Here is a 24573-nt window from a genome sequence, read left to right on the forward strand (position 1 = left end):
CACCCCCCAACACCAACCCACGCTCCACCACAGACTCCACCTCGAACATCTCGACTCGCCGATCCGGTTCTGCGACAGCAGTAGTCAAGACCGATTCGAAGGCGTACATCAGGCGTGAGGCGGTGGATTCCTCGAACAGATCAGTGGCGTAGGTCAACTGAACGACAAGCCCTGCCGGTAGGCCGTCGTTGTCGAATTGTTCGGCCGCAACAAAATCGAGGTCGAACTGAGTGCTCACCACCGCAGGTTCGATGCTCTCGATGTGCAACCCGTTGAGAGTCAACCGTGAATCGAGATGGTTCTGTAGTGCGAGGCTGACCTGGAAGAGCGGTGAATAGGACTGCGAACGAACGGGATCGAGTACCTCGACCAGACGCTCGAACGGAACGTCGCCGTGCGCAAAAGCCTGAAGATCGACGTCGCGGACTCGGGACAGCAGGTCGGTGAACTCCTCACCTGGATCGACTCTGGTGCGCAACACGACGGTCCCCACGAACATACCGACGAGATCGTCGAGCACGCGTTCGCCGCGCCCGGCGGTCGGCGTCCCGACGGCAAAGTCGTAACTGCCGCTGAACCGTGACAGTACGACGGCCAGAGCAGCATGCAACACCATGAACGGCGTAGCGCGATGCCGTCGTGCCAGTTCGGAAATTGCCTGTTGCAGAGCAGGTTCGAGATGCACGCTCAGAAGCGATCCTCGTCCGGAGGCCTCAGCCGGGCGGGGCCGATCCAACGGGAGTTCGAGGACGGCGGGCGCTCCCTCGAGAGCGTTCCGCCAGAAGTCCAACTGTCGTGTGACGAGTGAGGTCGACGATTCTTCCGAACCCAACGTCTCGAGCTGCCACAACGCGTAATCCGCGTACTGCACCTCGAGCGGCGCCCACAACGGCTCCATACCTCGGGACCGCGCCTCGTACGCCACCATCACGTCACGCGTCAACGGACCCATCGAGAAACCGTCACCCGCAATGTGATGCACCGTCATCGCCAGGACGTACTCAAACTCGTCGAGCTGGAACAGATGAGCTCGCATGGGGATCTCGGACGTGACGTCGAACGTCACGCCGAGAACATCGGCCAGCACGCTGTGGAGCGAATCCTCCTGCACCGTGACAATGTCGAGAATGTCGAGAGCACGAGGTTCCTCGACGACCTCCTGGTAACCCGTTCCGTCGTACTCCGGGTACACGGTTCTCAGGACCTCGTGGCGAGCGATCACGTCGGCGACACTGGCGCGCAACGCCTCGACATCCAATGGACCTGTGAATCGCAGAACCACCGGGATGTTGTATGCCGACGAATCGGGATCGAAGCGATTGAGGAACCACATACGAGTCTGCGCAGCGGAGAGCGGAATCCTCGCCGGCCTCGGCTGCGAACCCAGCGCGGGCCGCCGCGAAAGCTCGGCAGTTTCCACCACTGCAGCCAACTCTGCGACAGTGGGCGACTCGAAGACCACACGCACGGGCAAGTCCGTGCCCGCCGCGGCGTTGATCCGCCCGAGCACCCGAGTTGCACTGAGCGAATTGCCGCCGCGTTCGAAGAAGTCGTCGTCGATGCCCACCTCCCCCGTGCTTCCGCTGCCGAGAACCTCGGCAAAAGCGGTCGCCACCGACAGTTCGGCCGGTGTCGTCGGTGCACGGAAACCACGTGCCTCGAAGACTGGCTCCGGTAGCGCATGTCGATCTACCTTGCCTGTACTCCCCAGCGGCAGGGAGTCGAGCGTCATCAGCGTTGTCGGAACCATGTAGCCGGGCAGGGTGGCGCGCAGTCGTGCCAGAATCGCTGAGCTCTCGATGTCCGAGCCAGCTGCCGCGGTGACGTAGCCGACCAGGTTTTGCTCACCGGTGGCCGACGTCGTGACCGTGACCACCGCATCGCGGATCGGTCGTTCGGCGCGCAACGCTGTTTCGATCTCGCCGAGTTCGATGCGGAAACCTCGGACCTTGACCTGGAAATCTGCACGCTCGAGGTATTCGAGGCTGCCCGCGGCATTCCACCGAACCAGATCGCCGGTTCGATAGAGACGCTCTCCCGTTCCATTCGGGTCGGCGACGAAACGGCTCGAGTTCTGCCCCGCATCCCCGATGTACCCGCGCGCCAGCTGAACTCCAGCGAGATAGAGCTCACCTGCGACACCGACCGGAACCGGGTGAAGCCGCTCGTCGAGTACATGCAGGCGCGTGTTCCAGGCGGGGGTTCCGATCGGCACTACGGCAACGTCTGCATCGCTCGTTCGGTGCGCTGTGACGCTGACCGCTGCTTCCGTGGGTCCGTACAGGTTGTAGACCTGCGCCGAACTCTGCTCTCGCATGTGCTCGGCTGTCTGTATCGGGAGAGTCTCGCCGATGCACAGAATCCTGGTGAGCGAATTCGGCAGTCGGCGCTCGGACACACTGAGCAGCGACAACATCGAGGGGACGGCATGCAGTGTCGTGACGTGCTCACGCTCGATCAGCAGCGTGAGGTACTCGCCGTCCTGCTGTGCCCCTGACTCGGCGAGAATCATGCAGGCGCCGGTTTGCAACGCCCACCAGTATTCCCAAACGGACAGGTCGAAGGTAGATGCAGTTTTGACGAGTACGCGGTCGTGCGCGCCGAGCGGGAATTGATCCTGCTTCCACAAGAGTTGGTTCGTGATCGCTCGATGGGAAATCGCCACGCCCTTGGGCTTTCCGGTGGATCCCGAGGTATAGATCGCGTATGCGATGTTGTCCGGTCGCAGGCAGGCGAGGCGTTCGGTGTCCCGAATCGGTGCTGCGTCGTTTCCGTCCAGATCGAGAGTTTCGATGTCCACGACGTGGAACTGCCCGTCGAGCGAATCGCGGGAAGTGCTCAGAACAACTGCGGGCGCTGCAGATTCGAGGATGTGAGCCGTGCGTTCTGCCGGCTGATCCGGGTCGAGCGGAACGTAGGCCCCGCCTGCCTTCACCACCGCGTACATGGCAACGACCAGTTCGACGGAGCGCCGCAGATTGAGCGCGACAGTCACTTCCGGGCCGATCCCGATTCCGATCAAATACCGTGCCAGGCGGTTGCTTTCGGCGTCGAACTCGGTGTAGGTCAGGCGACGGTCACCGAGAACCAGCGCTTCGGCGCGCGGTGTTCTGCGCACCTGGGCGTCGAACAGATCCGCGAGGGTCGTCTCTGGAACGACAGTGTCGGTGTTGTTCCACGTGTTGACGGTGGCCGCGATCTCTTCGTCGCCGAGCAGAGCGACGTCGCCTACCGGGAGGTCCGGGTTTCGACCGATCGAATCGAGAACGCGAAGCAGACGGTTGGCGAATGTCGCCACTGTGGATTGGTCGAACAGATCCGTTGCATAGGTGAACGACGCCGACATCGACCCCGAGTCCCCAGGGGTGACGGTCAAGTGCAGGTCGAACTTCGCCGTCTCGACTGGGGCGCCAACTGCCGCGATCTGCAGTCCGGGTAGCTCGAACATTGTCGGCGTGAGGTTCTGGAAGGATAGTGCCACCTGGAACAACGGATGGCGGGCTGTCGATCTGACCGGATCGATGATCTCGACGAGCCGCTCGAACGGTAGGTCCGCGTGCGCGAAGGCGGCGAGATCCTGATCGAGGGTGTGGTTCAGCAGGTCCGTGAACGGTGCTGCCGTGTTCACCTGGGTTCGCAATGCCAAGGTGTTCACGAACATCCCCACGAGTGCATCGAGCGACTCGTGCCCTCGTCCCGCGATGGGCGAGCCGATGGTGATGTCAGCACTGTTGCCCAACCGGGCAAGCAGTGCGGCGAATGCCGCGTGGACCACCATGAACAGGCTCGCGCCTGATCCGACAGCAAGATCACGCAGTCGATCGGCGGTGTCCGAGCCGATCGTGAAGTGAATCTCCTTGCCGCGGTAGCTCTGACGGGGCGGACGTTGCCTGTCCGTCGGCAGACTCAACAGGTCCGGAATTCCGGCGAGTGCAGAGGTCCAGAACTGAATTTGTCTCTGAGCATCGACGGAGGGATTCTCATCCGCGCCGAGCAGATCATGTTGCCAGAGCGCGTAATCCGCATACTGCACGGGCAACGGTGTCCACTGTGGAGCTTCGCCGCGAGACCGCGAAACGTAGGCACCCATGACGTCGGCGGCCAGGGGTCCGAGCGATGATCCGTCCGATGCGATGTGATGCATGACGACGGCGAGCACATGTTCGGTCTCGGAGATTCGATACAGAGCGGTCCGCAGTGGTACGTCAGTTGTCACGTCGAATCCGGTGCCGGCAAGAGCAAAGAGCCGCTGCGACGCTTCGGCTTCGGTGACGTCATGCGGAACCAGATCGAGATCCACCGAAGACTCGGGCAGGATTTCCTGGCGAGGACCGTTCGGGGAATCCGGATAGTAGGTACGCAACGACTCGTGGCGTTGGACCACGTCACGAAGCGCGAGAGCCAACGCCGGCGCGTCCAGGGTTCCGCTCAGACGAAGCGCCAGGGGCAGGTTGTCCGTGGCAGCCGCGGTGTCGAATCGATTGAGGAACCACATCCGATTCTGCGCCGGTGAGAGCGGAATACGTTCAGGTCGCGGTCGTGCTTCCAATCGGGGCTGATCATCACGTTCTGCCGAGTCTGCCACCAGTGCAAGTTCTGCGACGGTCGGCGCCTCGAACAGCGCCCGAACCCCGAGTTTGATCCCGAACGTGGCGTTGACTCGGGCAATCGCCCGAGTCGCGCTGAGCGAGTTTCCACCCAGCTCGAAGAAACTGTCTTCTGCGCCGACGGTACCGGTACCGAGAACGTCGACAAAAGCGCTCGCGACACGAATCTCTGCGAGTGTGGTCGGCACCCGGAACATCGCCGAGGCGATGAACTCCGGAACGGGAAGTGCTGCGCGATCAAGCTTTCCGGCCGGAGTCAGGGGTAGCAGATCCAGCAGGATCACGGCACTGGGCACCGAGGCACGTGGCAGCACCGCGGATACGGCTTCGAGGACGGACTCCGCCGACACCGCATCTGTGGTGGTGACGTAACCGACGAGTTGATCGCCGAGAGAGTCATGTCGGTGAACAGTGGCGGCAGCAGCGCTCACTCCGCGAACGGAGGCGAGCGCTGATTCGATCTCCCCCAGTTCGATGCGGAGCCCGCGAAGCTGAACTTGGGCGTCGGATCGTCCGATGTACGCCAGTTCGCCCTGCTCGGTCCAGGCGACGACGTCGCCGGTCCGGTACATCCGCGCGCCCGATGCACCGAACGGGTTCGCCACGAAGCGTTCTGCGGTCAATGCCGCGCGCCGGTTGTACCCACGTGCCAGGCCGGGTCCCGACAGATACAGCTCGCCCCTGACACCGACGGGGACGGGATTGAGGGCGGAATCGAGGACCAGAACGTGTGCGCCTTCGAGCGGAATACCGATCGTGACGGGCGAGAGTGACGTGTGACGGTGTTGCTCGCCGTCACCGACCAGAGCTGCAGTGTCGTGGAGAGCCCCGGTCTTGGTGATGACGATGGTGCTCTCGGTCGGCCCGTAACTGTTGAAGAGTCTTGTCTGGCTGGGAAAACGGTCGAGTAGCTGCGGCGGAAAGACGTCGCCGCCGAGCACGACGACTTCGAGATCCGACAAAATGCCTGCGTCGACGGTGGTCATCGCAGCAGGAGCCGTCACCACATGGGTGACGCGATGACGCCGGATCACGTCGGTGAGTTCCTCGCCGGCAATGACCGACGGAGGTGTGATCACCATCGTGGCACCGGCGGTGAACGCAAGGATCATCTCGAACATGGACGCGTCGAAGCTGGCCGAGGACAGTCGCAGTACCCGAGAGTCGCGCGATACCGCCAGATCAGTGCGGGTCCGAGCGGAGAACACGGACAGTCCCCGGTGAGTGACAGCGACGCCCTTGGGGAGACCGGTCGAGCCTGACGTGTAGATCAGGTAGGCAACATGATCCGCGTGCAATGGGCGGATCCGATCGGCATCGTCGACCTGCGCTGCGAGGTAGCGATCGAGGTCGAGATAGTCGATCTCGATCGTATCGATTCCGTTCGGAAGTGTTGGCGCCGTCTCGGAGTCGGTGATCACGACCAGCGCTGCAGAGTCTGCCAGCATGTGTGCGATGCGCTCGTCGGGATACGTCGGATCCACCGGAACGTACGTTGCTCCGGACTTGGCAACAGCCCACAGTGCGAGGATGGACTGCGTCGAACGTGGAAGAGACACCGCAACAGCTGTTTCGGGGCCTATCCCACGTTCGATGAGGAGCCGAGCCAGCTGTGAGGATCGCACATCCAGCTCGCTGTACGTCATCTCACCGTACGACTCGGAAACGATTGCCACATTCGCGGATTCCGAGTGCAGGGTCAACAGATCTGCCAGGGTGCGAACCGTTGGCGCTGACGGACCGAATGCCGAAGTAAGTCTGGTGTATTCGTTCTCGTCCAGAACGGCGATATCCGCGATTGCCACTTCCGGAGTCTCGACAATCTGCGCGAGAATCCGGTGGAACCGCTGCGCAAATCCGTCCACGGACGGGCCGGTGAAGAGGTCTGTGGCGTATGTCCAGGTGAGATTCAACGAATCTGCGTGCTGGACCATCGTGATCTGGAGGTCGAACTTTGCCGCCGCGACTGCGTTGTCCACGGCTTCGATCTCGAGACCAGGCAGCGTGAACGCAGCGGTTCCCTCTTGCTCCTGAGACAGAGCCACCTGGAAGATCGGCGCGTGGGCCTGGGAGCGAGCGGGTTGCAGTATGTCGATCAGCCGCTCGAATGGTAGGTCGGCATTCTCGAACGCAGTGAGGTCAGTGGCTCGCACCTGCGCCAACAGATCGAGGAACGACATCGCCGGGGTGAGACGGCTGCGTAGTGCCACCGTGCCGACGAACATTCCGACCACGTCGTCCAGCGCTTGTTGGCCGCGTCCGGAAATCGGTGTCCCGATCACCACGTCGTCGGTCGCACCGAGGTTGGACAGGAGCACCGCGAGGGCCGCCTGGAGCACCATGAAGGTCGTGGCGCCCTGTGTGCGGCCCAACTGCCCGAGTGCAGTGACCATCGCGGGCGCCAACACCAGTTCGGTGTTCGCTCCGCGCAGCGACGCAATCGCCGGCCGCGGGAAATCGGCCGGAAGTTCGAGAAGCTCCGGCGCGCCGGCCAACTGGCCACGCCAATACTCGGCCTGCGCCGAAGCAAGACTGGTCTGATCACTTTCCGAACCGAGGACCTGGTGTTGCCACACGCTGTAATCCGGATACTGAACAACCAACGGGGCCGGTGACGGCTCCGTACCCGAACGGCGCGCCGAGTAGGCCAGAACGAGATCCCGTGCGAGCGGCGCCACTGACGCACCGTCCGCGGCTATGTGGTGAATCACGGCGACCAGGATGTGTTCGTCAGCCGAGAGCTCGAACAGGTTTACCCGCAACGGGATTGCTCTGGTGACGTCGAACCCCTCGTCCACAGCGCCGACAATCTGATCGGCAACCTGTTCGGGAGAAACCACCGTGTGACGAAAAGGAACGTCGACGTCGTCGAGAATCCGCTGGAAAGGCCCTTCGGCATCGTCAGGGAATATCGTCCGCAAGGATTCGTGGCGAAGAACGATGTCCGACAGAGATTCTCGGAGAGCCACTGAATCCAGCCGGCCGCGCAGGCGAAGGACGAGCGGGATGTTGTACGCGGGCGAGGCAGGATCGTATCGATTGAGAATCCACATTCGCGATTGCGCCGGCGAGAGCGGGATTCGCTCGGGCCGAGGCCCGGCGGCCAGAGCGGGCCGCGTTCCGCTCTGCGTTGCATCGACTGCCACAGCGAGGGCCGCGACTGTCCTGGCATCGAAGAGAACCCGAACCGGGAGGGTGACTGAGAGTTCGGTGCCGACCCGTCCCATCACTCGGGTAGCACTCAGAGAGTTTCCACCGATGTCGAAGAAGTCGTCCGTGATGCTGACCTGGTCGACTGCCAGGACGTCACCGAAGATCCGGCCGATCAACTCCTCCGTCTTCGTGACGGGTGCGACATACGCATTCCGGCGCATCGTCGGGGCAGGCAGCGCGCGGAAATCGACCTTTCCGGCCGGCGTCAACGGAATTTCCTCGAGAACGATCACCGAGGAAGGAACCATGTGTGCCGGCAGTCGACTGGAGACGAAGGTGCGCACTTCTTCCGGATCCAGATGACCACCGACCACGTACGAGTGCAGTCCGACGGTGTCGTCTGCTGTCGTCACCGCAGTTCGTACGCCAGAGTGCGCACCGAGCACCGCGTCGATCTCACCGAGTTCGATGCGGAAACCGCGAATCTTGACCTGCGAGTCACTGCGGCCGAGATACTCGATTTCCGTTCCACGACGTCGCACGAGGTCTCCGGTGCGGTACATCCGCTGCCCCGAACGTGAGGGGTCGGCAACAAATCGAGACGCTGTCAGGTCGCCGCGATGGTGGTAACCGCGGGCAAGTCCACGGCCGGTCAGATACAGCTCACCCGTCACTCCGTCTGGAACCGGACGGAGGCGAGAGTCGAGAACATGTGCGACGGTGCCGCGAACTGAACTACCGATGGTGATCCGATCAGTCGCAGACATGGGCCCCGCGAGGGTAGCCATGACGGTGGCCTCGGTGGGACCGTATGCGTTGAACATCTTTCGCGTCGACGCCCATAGCGCGACCAACGCAGCGTCGCACGCTTCACCGCCGACGATCACGGTACCGAGATCCGGAACCTCTGCCGGTTCGATCGTAGCCAGGGCCGCCGGGGTCACAAATGCGTGACTGATCTTCGACGCCCGCATGAGGGCCGCGAGTTCGCTTCCGCCATAGATGCCCGTGGGAACAACATGCATCGCGGCACCGGCACCGACAGCCATGGCCAGTTCGAGCACCGATGCGTCGAAGCTGGGTGAAGCGAAATGCATCGTGCGACTGAGGTTGTCGAGTTCGTATCGGCGAACCTGCTCGTCGACCAGCGCCGCGAGACCCGCATGGGAGACGACGACGCCCTTCGGAGTGCCGGTCGATCCCGACGTGTAGATGACGTACGCGGTGTGGTCCGTGCGAATCGGTGACGTGCGCTCGGAATCGAGGATTCGCGTGTCACTGACGTCGTCGCGATCAAGCGACGCCACTACTTCTTCCGTCAGCGTCAGGACTGCTCCCGAATCAGTGAGCATGTGCTCGATTCGCTCGGCCGGGTAGCTCGGGTCGACGGGTACGAACGCCGCTCCGGTCTTGGCAACGGCCCAAGTGGCGAGTACAGAAGATGCCGACCGCGGAATGGCGATCGCCACTACCGATTCAGGGCCGATCCCTCGAGCTACGAGTGCCCGCGCCCACCGATTGGTACGCCGGTCTACATCGTCGTAAGAGAGTTCGAGGTCGCCGCACAGTATGGCCGGACCACCGTTGGATTTGATGACCCCGGCCGTGAGGATCTCCGGCAGTGTCAGCTCCGTCAAGGCGACCGACTGGGCAGTTCCCTGACGTTCGATCTCTGGCATCGTCCGCAGATCGAGGTCGCCGACCACTGATTCGGGTTGGGCGACAACAGCGTCGAGAATGGCGACGAACCGATCCGCGAGCTCGCGCACAGTCGATTCGTCGAAGATGTCGAGGGCATAGGTCCACGTCGTGGTCACCGACCCGTCCGGGCGCGGCGACGAGACATCCAGTTGGAGATCGAATTTCGAGATCGGAGCATCCAACGGGACCTGAGAAACTTCGAGGCCGGGAAGCTTCACGGATGGGGTCGGAATATCGCCGGTCGCGAGTACCACCTGGAAGAAGGGGTGGTGCGCCGTCGAGCGAGGCGGGTCGAGCACCTCGACGAGACGCTCGAACGGAATATCTGAGTGGGCAAATGCCGAGAGGTCGGCGTTACGGGTCGATTCGAGCAATCCGCGGAACGAAGCCGTCGGATCCACCTGAGTCCGGAGAACCACGGTTCCGACGAACATGCCGACGAGGTTGTCGAGGGCCTGATCGCCGCGTCCGCTGACCGGGGTGCCGATCGCGATGTCGGACTCCCCCGCCATCCGAGACAGCAGTACCGACAACGCCGTGTGCAGCACCATGAACGGTGTGGACCGAGTGCTGCGAGCCAGGGATTCGACGGCGCGGTGCGTCTGCGCCGAGAGGGTCGACGACACCGTCGCACCTCGATAGGACGCGACTGTGGGATGCGGCCGATCCGTCGGGAAATCGAGACGGGTCGGGACGTGCGCCAATGCAGCGCGCCAGTATTCGATCTGGCGCGATGCCTCCGATTCCGGATCGTCCTCGTTGCCGAGAGAATCGATCTTCCAGAGCGTGTAGTCCGCGTAGTGAACGCTCAACGGCGACCACTGTGGCGCGGTTCCCGCGAGCCGTGACGCGTAGGCCGTCATCACATCCGCGGCCAGTGGTTGCATCGACCAACCGTCGCCACTGATGTGGTGGACGACGAGTACAAGAATATGCTCCCGACCAGACGTCCGGAGAAGCGAAGCCCGCACCGGAACCTCGGTGGTCACGTCGAACCCGGCACCGACCAATTCGCCGATAGCCGCGACGGGGTCACTGACATCCGCGGGTTCGAGAGCAACTGGCGCGTCGTCGAGAATGCACTGGTAAGGACCTTGATCCGAATCAGGATAGAGTGTGCGCAGCACCTCGTGCCGGTCGATGACATCGCTGATCGCCTGGCGCAAAACCTGAATGTTCAGGTTGCCGGACAAAGCGAGTGCTGCCGCAATGTTGTACGCCCCGGATTCCGGATCGAATCTGTTGAGGAACCACATACGCTGCTGGGCCGGTGAGAGCGGAATCTGGTCCGGTCGAGGGCGGGGTCCGAGTTCGGTGAACCTGGACGGCGCGCTGCCGGCGACGAGTCCGGCCAGCGCACCAACTGTCGGAGCGTCGAACAGGTCTCGGACACCCAGAGTCGATCCCAGTGCCGAGTTGATCCGTGCCACCACCCGCGTAGCCGTCAGAGAGTTGCCACCGAGCGCGAAGTAGTCGGCGGTGAGGCCGATTTCGCTCACACCGAGGAGTTCGGCAAAGATCGCGGCAACGGCCTTTTCGAGTTCGGTGACGGGAGCGACGTACTCAGCTGCCGCCGAATCCGGTTCCGGCAGCGCACGCCGGTCGAGTTTTCCGTTGGGGCCCAGCGGCATCGACGTCAAGAACACGAATGCGGAGGGAACCATGTAGGTAGGCAGCTTCGCCTGCGCGTGCGCGCTGAGAAGGGCACTGTCGATTGCCGAATCAGCTGTCACGTAGGCGATCAGACGATCCTGACGTACGACGGTGGCGGCCGAGAGAACTCCCGACAGTTCCAACAGGACCCCGTCGATTTCTCCGAGTTCCAAGCGCTGCCCGCGAAGCTTCACCTGGAAGTCGGTACGACCCAGATACTCGATCTCACCGGTGGAGTTCCACATGACGAGGTCGCCGGTCCGATACATCCGGCCGGGACCGAAGGGGTTGGCTACGAAACGATCTGCTGTCAAGTCAGAGCGTTGCACGTAGCCGCGGGCGAGTTGGACTCCCGCGAGATAGAGTTCTCCCGCCACTCCGATCGGGCTCGGCGCGAGGCGGTGGTCCAGCACATAGGCCTGCGTGTTCCAGACCGGAGCGCCGATCGGCACCGGACCTGTTGCGGCGGCATCCGTCTGGTGGAAAGTGACATCGACGGCAGCTTCGGTGGGACCGTAAAGATTGTGCAGACGTGCACCGAATCGTTCGTGGAAGCGAACGACCGTCGCACGCGGAAGTGCCTCGCCGCTGGCGAACACCTGACGAACGGATCGAAGTTGTGCGAGATCTCCGTCGACGAGGAAGACGTCGAGCATCGACGGGACGAAGTGCAAGGTGGTGACACCTTCGCGAGCGATCAGCTCGGAGAGGTACCGAGAATCGCGATGTCCATCGGGTTCTGCAACTACCAGTCGCGAGCCGGCGACGAATGGCCAGAACAACTCCCACACCGAGACGTCGAAGGTGGCGGGTGTCTTGTGCAGCACGACGTCGTGACGGCCGAGCGGATATTCATGTTGCATCCACAGCAGGCGATTGACTATCGCTCGATGCGACACTGCAACGCCCTTGGGCTTTCCGGTGGACCCGGATGTGAAGATCACATAAGCAACGTGATCCGGCGATACACGACCGAGACGCTCGACGTCCGCGAGCCGCTCGGTGGAGTACCCCGACAGATCGATCTCGTCGAGAAGTACGGGGTTGACCCCATCGGGCAGCGATGTGGCGTCGGCCGCGACCGACAGGACGACCGACGGTGCTCCGATGTCGAGCAGGTACCGGATCCGCTCGTCCGGATGCTGCGGATCGATCGGAAGATACGCACCGCCGGCTGCGATGACGGCGTGCACTGCCACCACGTACTGCGCGCTCCGGTGCAGAGCGATCGCGACCAGTGACTCCGGCCCGACGCCGCGTTCTACGAGGTGACGAGCGAGAGAGTTGACCTGGGACCGGAATTCTCCGCGACTGATCGTCGTGCCCGCGAAGGTCAGTGCAGCATCGGCCAAGTCGGCGATACCCGAGTCGACGATTTCCGAGTCGGCGATTTCCGAGTCGGCGATTTCCGAGTCGGCGCCGAGTAGGTCGAGCAGCGTCTTGTCAGCGATGACGTTGGCAGTGTCGTTCCACTCGTCGAGTACGAGCCGTCGTTCGGCCGCGTCGAGATAGTCGATGTCCCGGATGCGGATTTTCTCGCCAGTCATCGCGCCCAGTATCGATGCAAGGCGTCGGCCGACACGCTCTGTTGCGTCGTGGTCCATCGAATCGGGTGCGTACTCGATGGTGAGGTGAAGGCTCGGTTCGAGGACCGTGATCAGGGCGAGCGGGTAGTGAGTCGCGTCGGCGACCTCGATTCCCGTAACTCGCATCCCGGCGATATCCGTCGCGGATTCGAGCGCCGAACGGTCGACGGGATATGACTCGAACACCGTCAACGTGTCGAACATCGCGCCGGCGCCCACGGCCGACTGCACCTCGGCCAGGCCGACGTGGTGGCTGTCGAGCAGCCGAACCTGCTCGGACTGAACGTGTTCGAGGAGTTCGGACACCGAACTGTCCGGGTTGACACGAACGCGAACAGGAACTGTGTTGATGAACAACCCGAGAATGTCTTCGACCCCGGTCAGCGACGCGGGTCGACCCGAGACGGTGGCTCCGAACACGACGTCGTCGCGTCCGAGCATGCCACTGAGCAGTAGACCCCACGCAGTCTGGACGACAGTGTTGACCGTGACGCCGCTGCGCCTGGCCAACTCGAAGATCGCCTCGGTCGACGAGGCTTCCAGCGGGACTTCGACATCCACGGGAACTGCATGCACGGAGGACTCTGCGCGGTGTGGTGCGATCAGCGTCGGTTCGTCTACTCCCGACAGTGCGCCGATCCACCTGTCCAATGCCGCGCCGTTGTCTTGTTCGGCGAGCCAGTGCAGGTAGGTGCGATACGACCGAGCGGGAACCGGCAGCGACGCGTCGGCGGCGTAGAGCGACAGAAGATCGCGCACCAACAACGGCATGGACCAACCGTCGAAGAGAATGTGGTGATTAGTCACGATCAGGTGCGCCGAATCCGCACCCTGGCGTACCAGGACTGCACGAAGCAGTGGGGGTGCGCTCAGATCGAACGGTGCCGTGCGCTCGAGTTCCGCGACGACGTGCGGATCATCCCCGAGCACCTCCCGCCATGGAGTTGTCACGGAATCGAGAACGAGCTGTGCTGCAACGCCGTTCGAGTCGTACACGAAAGCAGTCCGAAGTGCGGTGTGGCGCTCGAACAATCTCGAAAGCGACCGCTGTAGTCGATCGCTGTCGACGATCCCGGCGAGGGACAGAACGATCTGGCCGGTGTAGACGTCGACGGCATCGGCGGTGAGGCCGGCGTGAAACTGGAATCCGGCTTGCAGCGGTGAGAGCGACCAGATGTCCTCCAGGTGGCCGAACTGCTTCTCCCACAGTTCTATTTCGTCCTGCGAAGCCGAGACCAGAGGAACGTCTGACGGTGTGAGGCCGGCATGATCACCGACGGAGGCGGCAATCTTCTCCAGTTCGACGCGCCACGCCGTCGCGAGCTCCGCGACTGCAGCGGGTTCGAAGATACCTTCGGGGAAAGCAAATGACGCCGAAAGAAACTCGCCTTCCGGACCGTCCACGACGGCGGCATTGATGTCGATCGCATAACTGACCGCGAGATCGCTTCCGCTGCCGTTGTTGAGATCGATTCCGGCGTCGGGAATCCAGCCCGCGGCCCGCAATTCGTCACCGAACTCCGCGGTGGACATCTTGCCCAAGTAGTTGAAACCGATCTGCGGTTCCGGGCCGGTCAGCATCCCTGCACGTCGGAGCAGCCCGTAACCGATACCGGACCCCGGCGTGGTTCTCAGCTGTTCCTTGACGGATTTCACGACCGCCGGCGTGTCCACTCCGAGTCCGGTGAGATCGATCCGAACCGGGTACACCGCCGTGAACCAGCCGACGGTCCTGGACAGGTCAGCGCCGGGCAGCACGTCTTCGTCTCGTCCGTGACTTTCGAGCGAGACGAGCATCCGCTGTGATCCGCTCCAGGTGCGCAATGCCAGGGCAAGGGCACTGAGCAAGCCGTCGTTGACACCGGTCCGATAGTGCGACGGTACCGCGCGCAACAGGTGATCTGTTGTGTCACGGTCGATGTCGACCCGGACCCGACGCAGTGACGACCCTCGGTCCCGTTCCGCATCGAGAGGACGCGAACCGATCGGCGCACCATCGGAGTCGACGACCTCACGCCAGTACTCGAGTTCCGCCGACGGTGACAGCGCGGTGAGTCCGTGCGACCAACGCCGCAGTGACGTTCCGACGGGCATCAGTACCGGCGTGCCACCGTGAACGATCTGTTGCCAGGCTACAGCGAAGTCCGGAAGGAGAATCCGCCACGAGACGCCGTCGACAACCAGATGGTGGATGACGACCACCAATCGGCCCGAATCGTGCGTCGAGTCGAGCCAGACGATCTGAGCAGTATCGCCGCGGTACGGATCGAGCCTCGACGCGGCGTCCGCGGTCGCCTGGGTGAGAGCTTCCTCGAACTCGGGGGTTCCGGGTAGCGCTTCGGTGACGGTCCGACGAACCCATGTATCGACAGCACAGCCAGGGGCAATGTCGAATCCGGAGTGGTCGGGCAACAAACGCGCGCGAAGAGCGTCGTGTTGATCGACAACTACTTGAAGAGTTGCCGCGAGGCGCGAGAGATCAAGTCCGACAGGAACACTGACCGACACGGCTTGATAGAAGGTGTCGATGCTACCGGCCGTGCCCAGTATCTTGGCTGCGATCGGGGTCAGCGGGACAAACCCCACTCCCTTACCCGGCAGTTCTTCGAGTACGACCGATTCATCTGCCGGGAGTGCGATTTCGGCCAATCGCGCCACCGTCTTGCGTTCGAACACGTCGCGAGGAGTGAAGACAACTCCGGCGGCTTTTGCTCGAGAGACGAGCGAGATCGCGACGATGCTGTCTCCACCCAGCGCGAAGAAGGAATCGTCGACGCCGACTCGCTCGACGCCGAGTACCGACGCAGCGGCGTCGGCGATGATGCGCTCGACCGGACCGCTCGGCGCCCGGTAGTTCTGAGCCGCCGAACGAAATTCCGGTTCGGGTAGCGCCTGGCGATCGAGCTTGCCTGCCGGGGTCAGTGGCACTTCGGCCAGCGGTATCAGCTGGGACGGCACCATGTGAGCGGGCAGGAATCGAGATGCGTGTGCGATCAACGCTTCTTCGTCGAGATCGTGTCCCGGCTTGATCTTCACATACGAGTACACGGTGCCGCCGGCAAGCGTCACCACGAAATCGACGGATTCATGGCGTGCGAGCACAGCGTCGATCTCACCGAGTTCGATGCGAAGTCCATTGACCTGCACCTGGAAATCGGAGCGGCCGACGTACTCGAGTTCGAGAGTCCGAGTCCAGCGGACCACGTCTCCGGTGCGGTACAACCGAGTTCCGCCGCCGAGAGGATCGGCGACAAAACTCGCAGCGGTGAGAGCTGAACGTGAGTGGTAGCCCTGCGCCAATCCGGGGCCACCGAGATACAGTTCACCGGCCACCCCGGCCGGCACAGGTCGCAACCAGCGGTCGAGAACCATCAGATGCGCGCCCTGAATCGGAGAACCGATCGTGATGGCCTCGTCCGACGCCAGCGGGGGTGTCGTGGTGATGACGATGGTCGACTCGGTGGGGCCGTAACTGTTGTAGAACCGGCAGATCGGGCCGAAGCGTCGAACCAGGTCCGGCGGGCACACGTCACCTCCGACAACCACAGCTTCGAGATCCGGAAGATCGGTGGCGTCCACCGTGCCCAGAATTGCCGGCGCACTGATGATGTGGGTGACGCGCTCGCTGCGCAGCAGTTCTGTGAGCTCGCCGCCGCCGTAGACATCTGCCGGAGCGATGACCATCGTCGCCCCGGCACTGAACGCCTGAACCATTTCGAAGACGGAGGCGTCGAAACTCGCGGACGAGAATCGCAGAACTCGCGAATGCGCACCGACGCCGAGTTCGGGGCGACCCCACGCGGTGAAATCGACCAACGCATTGTGCGTGACGGCAACACCTTTCGGTGTACCGGTGGAACCGGACGTGTAGATCAGATAGGCGATGTGATCGCTTCGCAACGGCGCCGTGCGGTCAGAGTCGTCGACGACGGACTCGTCGCCGACAAAGCTGAAGGCGTCGATCGAGATGCAGTCCAGATCGACGGGCAGCATCTGATGGACAGTCGAATCAGTAATTCCCACAACAGCATTACTGTCCCCGACCATGTGACCGATTCGTTCGACCGGGTACGTCGGATCGACCGGAACTGATGCAGCGCCGGTTTTGGCAACCGACCACCACGCGATGACGGCATCGATGGATCGAGGCAGCGCGATCACGACACTGGTGCCAGGACCCACTCCGCGCCGGATCAGCATTCGAGCGAGTACGTTGGAGCGACGATCGAGTTCGCGGTAGCTGAGCTGCTGGGTACCGCAGCTCAGTGCGATCCCCTCAGACGACGCCGCGACGCCGTGGGCGAGAATCGTGGGCAAGGTCATCGGTGCCAGTGCGTCAGGGCCGCGTGCCGGAACGAGCGACTTCCGCTCGGCTTCGCTCAGGATCTCGAGATCGTGAACACGAGTGTCCGGCAGCGCTTGCGTGTACCGGGACAGCAGTTCGACGTATCGGCGGACATGGTCGCTCAGGACATCTGCGGTGTACAGATGGGGATTGGCTTCGAAATCGATTCGCGGCGCCTCTCCCGAGGCACTCGGATAGATGTTGACCGACAGGTCTTCCACCGGCCCTGTCGACAAGATGTGGAATCGACCAGTCACCGACCCCAGGACCACTTCGGGGTGAAAGTTCATGATGTTGATCGCGGGACCGAAGAACCCACGCTCGGCACCGACGCCTCGATCGCGCCTCATGTCCTCGGTGCGGTACCGCTGATGTCTGAGCGCGCCGGTCAGTTCGAGCGAGGCAGCCGCGCTCAATTCGGCAACCGTGGTCGAAGCGGTCACCGCGAGGCGCAGCGGAACGACGTTGGAGATCATGCCACCCGAACCGCGCAGAACCCTGTTCGTTCGCGCGGTCACCGGCAAACTCAGCACTACGTCTTCGGTGCCGGTCACCCGGGCGAAGTAGAGCGCGAAGGCAGCCACCGCCGCCGCCGAAGAGAACTCGTCCGCCTTCGCCGTCGCGTTCGCACTGTCGAGTGTTCGGCCGACCACGACCGCACCCGGTGTGGCGTCCATCCGCTTCCCGGCCAGACTTGCCACGGCCGGAAGCTCTGCTGTCTTGGCTGCCCAGTAGTCCTGATCTCGGCGGAATCGCGGCGAGTGCCGATACTCGGCCTCGGCGTCGTGCACGGCCAGAAGATCGGTTGCCGACGATTCGGGGACTGAAAGGCCGGCGACCTCCGCTGAGTAGAGCTCGGCGATGCGTGTCATGAAGTTCATGGCGCCGTAGCCGTCGAGGACTAGATGATGGATCCGGCAGTACCAGAACTGGCGGTTCGCGCCGACGCTCAGGACGGCTGACTTCACCAATCGATCGGCGAGCAGATCAAAAGGTCGGGTGTACTCCTGCCGCATCCACTCGAGTGCGGCTGCCTCCGGCTCGCGCTCACCGCTCAGATCGACGACTTCGACGCTCTGACTGAGCTCGGAATCGATCTGCTGAAACGGTTCGCCGTCGATCTCGAGCAGTTTCAGCATCCCGGAGCCGAACTCATGCGCTGCTGTGACGCAGGCACTTTCGAGCACCGCCGCGTCGAGAGTCCCGTCGACTACGACATACTGCGCGATCGTGATCGGCACATCAGTGCGCAGTAGCTGGGCAAACCAGATTCCGCGTTGCGCGCTGGTCAGCGGAAAGGGCTCGAAACGTCGATCAGCATGCACAGCGTCGTTCTCTCATCTGCCGAAAAAAGTACCGACGGCCTGCATCGATTGCCGTGGACCTGCGGCGCGAGACGACCGTGCCGACTACCACTCGACACAGTCCGCCGATTGATCAAAGATAGGGTTGCATAACCTTCCCATCTCGTCAAATGGCAAAACAAGTTCCCATGCGATCACATAAAGGATTCCGCCAGGTCTGTTTCTGCAGATCAGACCTGGGATTCGAGTGCGGTCTCAATATTCGGTGCGTCATGCGCCGGGTACGCATGCACCAAGGCGGTAGCGAGTTTGGGTACCGCGTGAGTGAGCGAATGCTCGGCGCTGTGTGCAATCGCGTGAGCTTCGGCAAGCGTTGCCCGGGGATCGATGTCGAGTTCTGCATCGGCATGCAGTCGGTGTCCGATCCACCGCATCTTCAGATCACGAACACCGAGGACTCCGGGTTCGTGCATCAATGCATGCTCGGCGCCGTCCACCAACTCCGGTTCGACGCCGTCCATCAACCGCCGGAAGACGTCTCGCGCTGCAGTCCTCAGCACCGCCACGATGGCCACGGTGATGACAAGGCCGATGATCGGATCTGCCAACGGGAAACCCAGCGCAACTCCCCCAGCCCCCAGAAGGACTGCGAGCGAGGTGAATCCGTCTGTCCGAGCATGCAATCCATCGGCCACCAGGGCCGCTGAACCGATTTGCCTGCCGACCCTGATCCGATACAACGCCACCAATTCGTTTCCGATGAAACCGATCAAACCTGCCGCCGCTACCCAACCGAGGTGCTCGATCTCGACCGGGTTGATCAATCGCCTCACCGCCTCGACACCGGCGATCACTGCCGACAGTGCGATCATGGCGAGCACGAACAGTCCGGCCAAATCCTCCGCACGCCCGAAACCATAGGTATAGCGCCTGGTTGCAGCGCGCCGACCGAGCGCAAAGGCAATCCAGAGTGGGACTGCCGTGAGCGCGTCGGAGAAGTTGTGAATGGTGTCCGCCAGCAGCGCCACCGAACCCGAGATCGCCACGATCGCAACCTGAGCAACTGCGGTGACTCCGAGCGCGACAAGACTGATCTTGACCGCCCGGATGCCGATTGTGCTCGATTCCAATGCGTCGTCAACACTGTCGGCAGCGTCGTGACTGTGCGGGGAGAACACTTCGCGGACTGCCGATCGAAATCCCTTCGGCCCGTGGCCGTGTCCGTGGCCGTGGCCGTGACCGTGGGACGTCTTTGGTTCGTGCGTCATGACGCACCTTCTTCTTGATCGCTACGATCGACCTTCGCCGAGCGCTCCGGGTGTATCTCCCGAAGCTCACCTTCACTACGGTGATGCCCCGGCAATCCTGGTCCGGCATGCTCGGCATTGAAGACCGCATCCGTAACCAGTTGGCGCACATGGTCGTTCTCCAGACGATAGAACACCGTCGTACCATCGCGGCGCGTTCGTACCAACCTTGCCATGCGCAATTTCGCCAGGTGCTGCGACACCGAGGGCGCCGGCTTGCCGACGCGTTCCGCCAGTTCGTTCACCGAGCACTCGCGGTCTACCAATGCCCACAAAACCTGCACACGGGTTGCGTCGGCCAGCATGCGGAACACCTCGACTACGAGGTCGACTTGATCATCGGGAAGCTTGCGGCGACAAACACCGCTATCTGCGTTCATACGTAGATAGTAGATCATGCTGGACGCCGAAGATGACCTCTCGTCGATTCACCAGTTGTGCAAAGCTTGGCGGCAGAGCCCTTCGCCACTCGCAGACCGGGAGACAACGATGAGTACCGACGATTGGAACGCAGGAATCATTGCGGAATTTCGGGAGAACGAGGGCAAGGTAGGTGGCCCCTTCGAAGGTGCGCCCATGCTGTTGGTCCACCACACAGGACGCAAATCCGGACGCGATTTCGTGAGTCCCATGATGTATCTGGCAGACGAGCAGGATCCGAAGACCATCTACGTTTTTGCATCCAAGGCCGGTGCCCCGACCAATCCCGACTGGTACTACAACCTCGTTGCCACCGACCAGGCAGCGGTCGAGATCGGCACCGAAACATACCCGGTCTCCGTCAGCGAAGTAACCGGCGAGAAGCGTGACCGCATCTACGACGAGCAGGCCAGTCGATACCCGGGATTTGCCGAATACGCGGAGAAGACAGCTGGGATCCGCACAATTCCGGTGGTGGCACTGACTCGCGCGTAAATCCTGATCGCGCCTCCCCGCCGTTTCCATCCGGAAACGGCAGGGATCGTTTGTACGGAATCACGACACTGAAGACGCTTTGACCTCAGCCTTCGAATGCCGTCCGAGCAGCACGTATCCGACCCAGGATCCGACAACCACTGTCGCCGCGAGCGCCTGTACCAGGCCTTCGATACTCGCCGGATAGAACACGCCGGTGATGTAGTGCGAGATGAATCCGGTGGACGGCAACTCCGCGATACCGGCCATTCGGCGGGCCCAGTTCTCGAGATTGGTCAGCGGGCAGTCATATCCGACCGCTATCGAACCGGCTCCCCAGACGACTGCAAGAAGGTGAAAACCGATGGTACGACGCCACTTCCACGCCACGAACCCACCCAGCACCACATAGAGGACAAACGCGAAGTGGACGAACACCGTCACTACTTCGATGAGCCGATACACCATCGTCGTCTCCGCTCGTGGCGCGGAAGTCCCGCAACAACCAGACTAATCCGATGTTAGTCCTCGTAGAGGTGATCTACCCGGTGTATGCAGCGGTCGTGCGAGCAGCGGCGGCTGCAGCCGCATCCGGGTCGTCGCCCGATGCGATCGCAGCTTCGGCCCACAGTTCACTGCTTCCCGCGATGAATGCCTTGGCCTCGTCGCTCGCCGACCACTCGGGTGTCTCGAGTGGCGTCGCGATCCCCAGTTCCACGTGTCGAGCCAGCCCGAGCAGTCCCATGTCCCACCCGACACCGACGGCACCTGGACCGTACTCGGCCCACCGATCCGGCGCTACGTCCGCGGCGTGTTCGAAGTCGAACAGCGTTGCACCACTGCCTTTTTCGGCGAGATTTACAGTCACGTAGCTCACATCGCCGCCGTATTCCCAGGTGATGCGAAGTGTTCGAGGAGCATCGCACGCCAAAATTTCGCCGCCGGCGTTGCCCTCGAGCTGATAGTGGCCGCCGATCCTGGCTTCTCCCCCGACCGGCATGAACCATTGGGGAATGCGGTCGAACTCGGTGATCGCCGCCCAGACCGTGCCGATGGGCGCCGCGAGGGTCCGCGACATGCGCAACGTGCGTGTTTTCGACTCGTCACCGCCGAACGGGCTCAACTCTCGCGCTACCACCTGCAACGAATCAACCGCTCTGTCGACCACGACGCTCCTTGGTTCGGGAAAACTTCAGCTCAGTCGCTGCTGTAGATGTACCGATACTTCTTCTCCAGCGGCACTCTTGCCGATCGCCTTGCAGAGCGCCACGCGCAGCGGAAGCCAGTGTGGACCGTCACCGGACGGCATCAGCGTCGCCTCGAAGGGATGTTCACCATCGAGAGTCCCGACCACCTTCACAGCGCGCCTGGTTCCCAGAAGTTCCGCCGAACCAGGCACCGTCAGAAATGTCGCGAACGCCCCGTCTTTCTCGATGGGAGCGGTGAAGGCGTAATCGAGCGGTTGTGGAGTCTTGTCAGCGGCCATCTCGTGTCACTGTTCCGCAGCGAGTAGGACGTCGGTGTCGAAACAGGTGTGAGTGCCGGTGTGGCACGCGGCGCCCTCCTGATCGACGATCAGCAAGACCGAATCGCCGTCACAGTCAAGTCGCACTTCGTGGACGTACTGGGTGTGCCCCGACGTCTCACCCTTGACCCAGTACTGCTGGCGCGAGCGCGAATAGTACGTCCCCTTACGGGTTTCCAGTGTTCGCGCGAGCGCTTCGTCGTCCATCCACGCGACCATCAGCACATCACCGGTCGATTTCTCCTGAGCAACCGCGCTGAACAGTCCGGCGTCGTTTCGCTTCAGCTTCGCCGCGATTGCGGGATCAAGACTCATATGACGTTTATACCTTCCACCTGTGACTTCCGTGGAATTCCCCTGCTTGGTCGCCGTAGAATGGAAGTTTCTTCGCTTCTCGCTCTGGAAGAGGATCCGACATGAACCATCAACGTCATGACGGCCCACACCCGGAGTACACCTGCCACCTCGTGAACGCGAGCACCGATCGCGTCCCGACCCGCCACATCGTTGTCGGGATCGGCGCAGGCCTGAGCAGCAAGAATGTCGTCAGCTACGGATTGACGCTTGCCGCCAAGGAGGATTCAGCACTCCACGTCGTTCACTGCATCACGTCCGAGGACTTGCCTGTCGAAACCGACTCACCACAGTTCGAAACGCGTCTGCACGACGAGATGGTGTCGCAACGCGAACAGACAACCTCGACACTTGCCTCGCACACGGACACCTGGACATACGACTGTACCTACGGCGACCCGGCCGGTGTCATCCTCGCGACCGCGGACAAGTACGACGCCTTCACCATCGTGATCGGCTCACCGCGAAAAGGCGCTGCCTCCGCGGTGAGCCAACTGATACACAGCTCGGTCTCTTCCCGACTGAACCGGCAGAACCGCTATCCCGTGATATCGGTTCCGAGCGGAGTCAGATCGGCGAGATAGCCGAACACGGGGCATGCCCGCCTAGCTGATCGAATAATCCTCGAGCGGAAAGCGTTTCGCTTCGACAAACGCATTGCGTGTAGACGTGGGCCGCAGGATCGCAGCCTCCCCGTGCTGATTGAAGTAGTAGCTCCGCGCAGTCTGGCAACTGCCGCCGTAAAAGACGGAGTCCGCGAGGTTCTCCGTCATCCGGTCCAGGAACTCGGCGTTGGCGGTTTCGGTGACCTCGAACGTCTCCGCGCCACGTCGCTTCACCTCGCCGAACAGTCGATCCATGTGCTGCATCTGGGATTCGATAGTCGTGAAGTAGGACAACCCGCTGTACGAGTACGGACTGGCGAGCGTGAGGAAATTGGGGAAGTAGGGAACCGCGACCCCCTCATAGGCCTGGAAACGGTTGTCGCGCCACCACTTACCGAGGTTTCGGCCCTCACGGCCGATAACCTCGATGGCCGGAAAGTTCACATCCCAGAGGTTGAATCCCGTTGCCAGCACCAGCGTGTCGATCTCGGTCTTGCGGCCGTCGGCCGTGACGATTCCGTCGGCAGCAATGTGGTCGATCGACATGGTTTCGAGGTGCACGTTGTCTTTGGTGAAGGTACGGAAATAGCTGTTCGAGAATGTGGGTCGCTTGCACCCGAAGTCGTAGTCCGGTGTGAGTTGCTCGCGGAGATGCGCGTCACGGACCTGCGACCGCAGAAACGCTCGTGATGCGGCTGCAGCGCCCTTGTTCAACAGTTTGACCTGCTTGTAATGCAGGACCGCACTGACCATGATCATTTCGAGTATCGACGAACTGACAGCGCGGGCGATTCGCTGGGTGAGCGGAATGCGCGAGAACAGCTTCTGCACTGCGCTCGGAATGGGGACGTCGATCTTGGGAACGACCCAGATCGGGGTGCGTTGGTAGACGGTCAACTCTGCGGCCTCCCGCGCCACCTCGGGGATCAACTGCACGGCGGTGGCGCCGGTTCCGATGATTGCAGTCTTGGTGCCCGACAAGTCGTAGGAATCGTCCCAGGCGGTGGTGTGGATGATCTTGCCCGCAAATTCATCGATACCGGAGATGTCCGGTCGATGGGGCTGCGAGAGGAAACCCGTCGCAGTCAGGAGGTACTTGGCAGTGATGTCCGGTGCCCCCTCCACGGATACGACCCAGTGCGAGGAATCTTCGTCCCAGCGGGCTCCGTTGACCACGGCACCGAACGTCATGTGCTTCCGCAGGTCGTACTTGTCCGCGACATGATCGGCGTACTTCTTGAGTTCGGCACCCGGTGCGAAGAGCCTGGACCAGTTCGGATTGGGCTCGAACGAATACGAGTAGGTGACCGACGCGATGTCGACAGCCAAACCGGGATAGCGGTTGACGTGCCAGGTTCCACCCAGATCGTCCTCACGCTCGAGGATCGCCAGGTTGTCCAGGCCCATCCGCTTGAGTTGAATGGCCGCACCCATTCCGCCGAAGCCCGCCCCCACCACTACTGCGTCGTACTGCACTGCCATCGGAGAATCCCTCTCATGAACTGCACACCCATGAACCACGCACCCGTGAACTGCACA

General features: G+C 62.2%; 10 protein-coding genes. 2 read left to right on the forward strand and 8 right to left on the reverse strand.

Going from position 1 to position 24573, the window contains the following annotated elements:
* The 3 genes from H7C86_RS23995 to H7C86_RS24005 all read right to left on the reverse strand — a co-directional run.
* The coding region (locus H7C86_RS23995) for a non-ribosomal peptide synthase/polyketide synthase (RefSeq protein ID WP_182262354.1) at window positions 1-18370 on the reverse strand (18370 nt) is incomplete at its 3' end.
* Between the two features lie 209 nt (window positions 18371-18579).
* On the reverse strand, window positions 18580-19617 hold the full coding sequence (locus H7C86_RS24000; protein ID WP_182262355.1) for a cation diffusion facilitator family transporter: 1038 nt from the start codon (window positions 19615-19617) through the stop codon (window positions 18580-18582).
* Window positions 19614-20036 (reverse strand): metalloregulator ArsR/SmtB family transcription factor, encoded by a 423-nt coding sequence (locus H7C86_RS24005; protein ID WP_020907992.1) that lies wholly within the window; start codon window positions 20034-20036, stop codon window positions 19614-19616. The genes H7C86_RS24000 and H7C86_RS24005 overlap by 4 nt, the downstream gene beginning before the upstream one ends.
* A gap of 109 nt (window positions 20037-20145) precedes the next feature.
* Between H7C86_RS24005 and H7C86_RS24010 the strand changes: the two genes are divergently transcribed.
* Entirely contained in the window at window positions 20146-20571 is a 426-nt protein-coding gene (locus tag H7C86_RS24010) for a nitroreductase/quinone reductase family protein (protein WP_182262356.1), read from the forward strand.
* 60 nt (window positions 20572-20631) lie between these two features.
* Here H7C86_RS24010 and H7C86_RS24015 read toward each other — a convergent pair whose 3' ends face one another.
* From H7C86_RS24015 to hisI, 4 genes are all read right to left on the reverse strand, one after another.
* Complete coding sequence (locus H7C86_RS24015; RefSeq protein ID WP_020907994.1) at window positions 20632-21018, reverse strand: DUF2784 domain-containing protein; 387 nt, start codon at window positions 21016-21018, stop codon at window positions 20632-20634.
* A gap of 73 nt (window positions 21019-21091) precedes the next feature.
* Window positions 21092-21718, reverse strand: a complete 627-nt coding sequence (locus tag H7C86_RS24020) for an SRPBCC family protein (RefSeq protein WP_019748767.1) — start codon at window positions 21716-21718, stop codon at window positions 21092-21094.
* Between the two features lie 24 nt (window positions 21719-21742).
* Window positions 21743-22036, reverse strand: coding sequence for a DUF1905 domain-containing protein (locus tag H7C86_RS24025; protein ID WP_019748768.1), 294 nt, complete (start codon window positions 22034-22036; stop codon window positions 21743-21745).
* Between the two features lie 6 nt (window positions 22037-22042).
* The gene (gene hisI / locus H7C86_RS24030; protein ID WP_003942390.1) at window positions 22043-22390 is read right to left on the reverse strand and encodes a phosphoribosyl-AMP cyclohydrolase; all 348 of its coding nucleotides are present in this window, start codon (window positions 22388-22390) and stop codon (window positions 22043-22045) included.
* 101 nt (window positions 22391-22491) lie between these two features.
* On the opposite strand from hisI, the gene H7C86_RS24035 reads away from it, so the two are divergent.
* Window positions 22492-23013, forward strand: a complete 522-nt coding sequence (locus tag H7C86_RS24035) for a universal stress protein (RefSeq protein ID WP_020969784.1) — start codon at window positions 22492-22494, stop codon at window positions 23011-23013.
* A 21-nt stretch (window positions 23014-23034) separates the two neighbouring features.
* On the opposite strand, the gene H7C86_RS24040 is transcribed toward H7C86_RS24035, so the two are convergent.
* Window positions 23035-24516 carry an NAD(P)/FAD-dependent oxidoreductase gene (locus tag H7C86_RS24040; protein ID WP_182262357.1) on the reverse strand — a complete coding sequence of 494 codons (1482 nt, stop codon included), beginning with the start codon at window positions 24514-24516 and terminating at the stop codon, window positions 23035-23037.
* Window positions 24517-24573 lie beyond the last annotated feature (57 nt).

The organism is Rhodococcus sp. UFZ-B548, assembly GCF_903819475.1.
GTDB classification, from domain to species: domain Bacteria; phylum Actinomycetota; class Actinomycetes; order Mycobacteriales; family Mycobacteriaceae; genus Rhodococcus_F; species Rhodococcus_F erythropolis.